Below are 4,043 nucleotides of genomic sequence, written 5' to 3' on the forward strand. Positions count from 1 at the left end.
CCTCGGGCGTCATCCTCGGCACGCTCGGCGGCGCCCAGTACCGCGCTCCCGACCCGGTGACCGGCGGGCTCCCCAGCCCGCCGGTCACCCGCACGACCCGCACCACGACGCAGTGACGCACCGAGCGAGGAGGAGCCGCATGCCCGCGACACCGAAGGGCGGCCCGACCCCATGAAGTTCTACGCCAGGCGGATCGCCTTCTACGCGGTGACCCTGTGGGCCGCGATCTCGCTGAACTTCTTCATCCCGCGCATGCTGCCGGGCGACCCGTTCTCGATCCTCATGGCGAAGCTGCAGCGCGCCGGAGGCATCCCGGCGGGTACCGAGAACAGCATCCGGCTCCTCCTCGGTGCGGCCGAGGACCAGTCCCTGTGGGAGCAGTACGTCACGTACTGGAAGAACGTCCTCACCGGGAACCTGGGCGTCTCGGTGACGAACTTCCCGACGCCGGTGACCGAGCTCATCGGCGACGCGATCCCGTGGACCCTCGGCCTCGTCGGCACGGCGACCATCATCTCGTTCGTCCTCGGGATCGGGCTGGGCGCCCTCGCCGGCTGGAAGCGCGGCACCTGGGTGGACAGCCTGGTGCCGAGCACCACCATGCTGCAGTCGCTGCCCTACTTCTGGGTGGCCCTCGTGCTCATCTTCGTGTTCGCCGTGAGCCTCCAGTGGTTCCCCATCATCGGCGCGTACGACGTCTTCCACTTCAACGGACCGGAGTGGAGCTGGGCCTTCGTCGGCTCGGTGCTCTACCACGCGTTCCTCCCGGCCGTCACGATCGTCATCTCGTCGGTCGGCGGCTGGCTGCTCGGGATGCGCAACATGATGGTCTCCACGCTGTCGGAGGACTACGTCACGACCGCCGAGGCCAAGGGCCTGCGCCCGCGCCGCGTGTTCACCACCTACGCGATGCGCAACGCCGCGCTGCCGTCACTCGCCGGCTTCGGCGTCTCCCTCGGGTTCGTCGTGGCCGGCTCCCTCGTCATGGAGCAGGTCTTCACGTACCCGGGCGTCGGCAAGCTCATGATCACGGCGGTGCGCAACAACGACTACGCGCTGATGCAGGGCGTCTTCCTCGTCATCACGCTCGCGGTCCTGGCGGCGCTGTTCCTCATGGACCTCATCTACGGCTTCCTGGACCCGAGGACCCGCCACAATGACTGACACCGAGACCACCGCACCCGCCACCACGCCGGACACCGAGCCGGCCATCGCTCCCACGCCGCCGGGCAGGAAGTCCGGCGTGCGACAGATGCTGCCCTCCATGTCGGGCAAGCTCCTCGCCGGGCTCATCCTCATCGGCGGGATCGTGCTGTTCGCGATCGTGGGCCCCTTCGTCACGCAGGACCCCCGCAGCTCCGCCAACGACCCGCTGCTGCCGCCGCAGCCCGGCCACTGGCTCGGCACGACCAGCCTCGGCTACGACGTGCTCGCCCAGCTCGCCGAAGGAGCCCGCGGCTCCTTGGTCGTCGGCGTGACCGCAGGCCTCGTCGCGATCGTCCTCGCGCTGCTCTTCGGCGTCGTCGCCGGGTACCTGCGCGGCTGGACCGACGAGTTCCTCTCGCTGGTCACCGGCATCATGCTCGTCATCCCCGGCCTGCCGCTGATGATCGTCGTCGCCAGCTACCTGCAGGTGCGCAGCCTCTGGGTCGTGGCGCTCATCCTCGGCGTCACCGCCTTCGCGGGGCCCGCCGTCGTGCTGCGGTCCCAGGCCCGGTCGCTGCGGGTGCGCGACTACGTCTCCGCGGCCCGGGTCGCCGGGGAGAAGACGCCGCCAACGAGATCATCTCGCTCTTCAAGGGCACCTCGATCGTCTCCGTCATGGCGATCGGCGAACTCTTCTACCAGGTCCAGGTCATCTACGGCCGCAACGGCCGCGTCGTCCCGCTGCTGATGGTCGCCACCCTCTGGTACGTCCTGCTCACCACCGTGCTCTCCGTCGTCCAGCACCACGCTCGACGAGCTGCTGCCCGAGGCGTTCGCCGCGGTGCGCGAGGCCGCGCGCCGCACCCTCGGCCAGCGGCACTTCGACGTGCAGCTCATGGGTGGCGCCGCCCTGCACCTCGGCAACATCGCCGAGATGAAGACCGGTGAGGGCAAGACGCTCGTGGCCACGACCGCCGCCTACCTCAACGCCCTCGAGGGCAAGGGCGTGCACGTCGTCACGACCAACGACTTCCTCGCGAAGTACCAGGGCGACCTCATGGGCCGCGTCTACCGCTTCCTCGGCATGACGACGGGCGTCATCGTCTCGGGCCAGACGCCGGACGAGCGCCGCAAGCAGTACGCGGCCGACATCACGTACGGCACGAACAACGAGTTCGGCTTCGACTACCTGCGCGACAACATGGCCTGGTCGCCCGACGACCTGGTGCAGCGCGGCCACCACTTCGCCATCGTGGACGAGGTGGACTCGATCCTCATCGACGAGGCCCGCACCCCGCTGATCATCTCCGGCCCCGCCTCCGGGGACGCGAACCGCTGGTACACCGAGTTCGCCAAGGTGGTGCGTCGCCTCGAGGTCGAGAAGGACTACGAGGTCGACGAGAAGAAGAAGACCGTCGGCGTGCTCGAGCCCGGGATCGAGAAGATCGAGGACTACCTCGGCATCGACAACCTGTACGAGTCGCTGAACACCCCGCTGATCGGCTTCCTCAACAACGCCATCAAGGCGAAGGAGCTGTTCAAGCGCGACAAGGACTACGTGGTGCTCAACGGCGAGGTCATGATCGTCGACGAGCACACCGGGCGCATCCTCGCCGGCCGCCGCTACAACGAGGGCATGCACCAGGCCATCGAGGCCAAGGAGGGCGTGCAGATCAAGGCGGAGAACCAGACGCTCGCCACGATCACGCTGCAGAACTACTTCCGCCTTTACAGCAAGCTGTCCGGCATGACCGGTACGGCCGAGACCGAGGCCGCCGAGTTCCAGGGCACCTACAAGCTGGGCGTGGTGCCGATCCCCACGAACCGGCCCATGATCCGCATGGACCAGGCCGACCTCGTCTACAAGAACGAGGACGGCAAGTTCAACGCCGTCGTCGAGGACATCGTCGAGCGCCACGCCAAGGGTCAGCCGGTGCTGGTCGGCACCACGAGCGTCGAGAAGTCCGAGCTGCTGTCGGGCCTGCTCAAGCGGGCGGGCGTGCCCCACAGCGTCCTGAACGCCAAGGAGCACGAGCGCGAGGCGTCCGTCGTCGCGCAGGCCGGCCGCAAGGGCGCCGTCACCGTCGCCACCAACATGGCCGGCCGCGGCACCGACATCATGCTCGGCGGCAACGCCGAGTTCCTCGCCGTCACCGAGATGGCCCAGCGCGGCCTCGACGCGGGGGAGGACCCGGAGACCTACGAGGCAGCCTGGCCGGACGTGCTCGAGAAGGCCAAGCAGGCGGTGGCCTCGGAGCACGAGGAGGTCACCGAGCTCGGCGGCCTCTACGTGCTGGGCACGGAGCGGCACGAGTCGCGCCGGATCGACAACCAGCTGCGCGGTCGCTCCGGCCGGCAGGGAGACCCGGGCGAGTCGCGGTTCTACCTGTCCATGCAGGACGACCTCATGCGCCTGTTCAACTCCGGCCTCGCGTCCTCGATGATGGACCGCGCCGGCTTCCCCGACGACATGCCGCTCGAGTCGAAGATGGTGACGCGCGGCATCCAGAGCGCCCAGTCGCAGGTCGAGGCCCGCAACTTCGAGATCCGCAAGAACGTCCTCAAGTACGACGACGTCCTGTCGCGGCAGCGCTCGGTCATCTACGCGGAGCGCAAGCGCGTCCTCGAGGGCGAGGACCTCGAGGACCAGGTGCAGCACTTCCTCACGGACGTCGTCACCGCGTACGTCGACGGCGCGACCGCCGAGGGCAACCCCGAGGCCTGGGACCTGGACGCGCTGTGGACGGCGCTGAAGTCCGTGTACCCGGTGTCGATCACGCCGGAGGACGTGGTCGAGGAGGCGGGCGGCGTCGGCCGGCTGAGCCACGAGATGATTCTCGAGGAGCTGCTCTCGGACGCCCGCGTGGCCTACCAGGCGCGCGAGGAGACCCTCGGCG

General features: G+C 68.8%; 2 protein-coding genes and 1 pseudogene. All 3 read left to right on the forward strand.

The features are described 5' to 3' along the window. Positions 1-171 precede the first annotated feature (171 nt). A complete protein-coding gene (locus ACFWEK_RS19575) occupies positions 172-1,164 on the forward strand; it encodes an ABC transporter permease (protein WP_429766014.1) in 993 nt (330 codons plus the stop codon). Continuing rightward, positions 1,157-1,894, forward strand: coding sequence for an ABC transporter permease (locus ACFWEK_RS19580; RefSeq protein ID WP_430555122.1), 738 nt, complete (start codon positions 1,157-1,159; stop codon positions 1,892-1,894). The genes ACFWEK_RS19575 and ACFWEK_RS19580 overlap by 8 nt, the downstream gene beginning before the upstream one ends. A 57-nt stretch (positions 1,895-1,951) precedes the next feature. Then, positions 1,952-4,043 (forward strand): annotated as a pseudogene (gene secA, locus ACFWEK_RS19585) (preprotein translocase subunit SecA); the annotation flags it as partial.

Origin of the sequence: Isoptericola sp. NPDC060257, assembly GCF_042726645.1 — a bacterium.
GTDB classification, from domain to species: domain Bacteria; phylum Actinomycetota; class Actinomycetes; order Actinomycetales; family Cellulomonadaceae; genus Isoptericola; species Isoptericola nanjingensis.

What these genes read in the sequence shown, in the direction of transcription:
- ACFWEK_RS19575 (WP_429766014.1), top strand. Translation starts at nt 172, where the DNA reads ATGAAGTTCTACGCCAGGCGGATCGCCTTCTACGCGGTGACCCTGTGG.
- ACFWEK_RS19580 (WP_430555122.1), top strand. Translation starts at nt 1,157, where the DNA reads ATGACTGACACCGAGACCACCGCACCCGCCACCACGCCGGACACCGAG.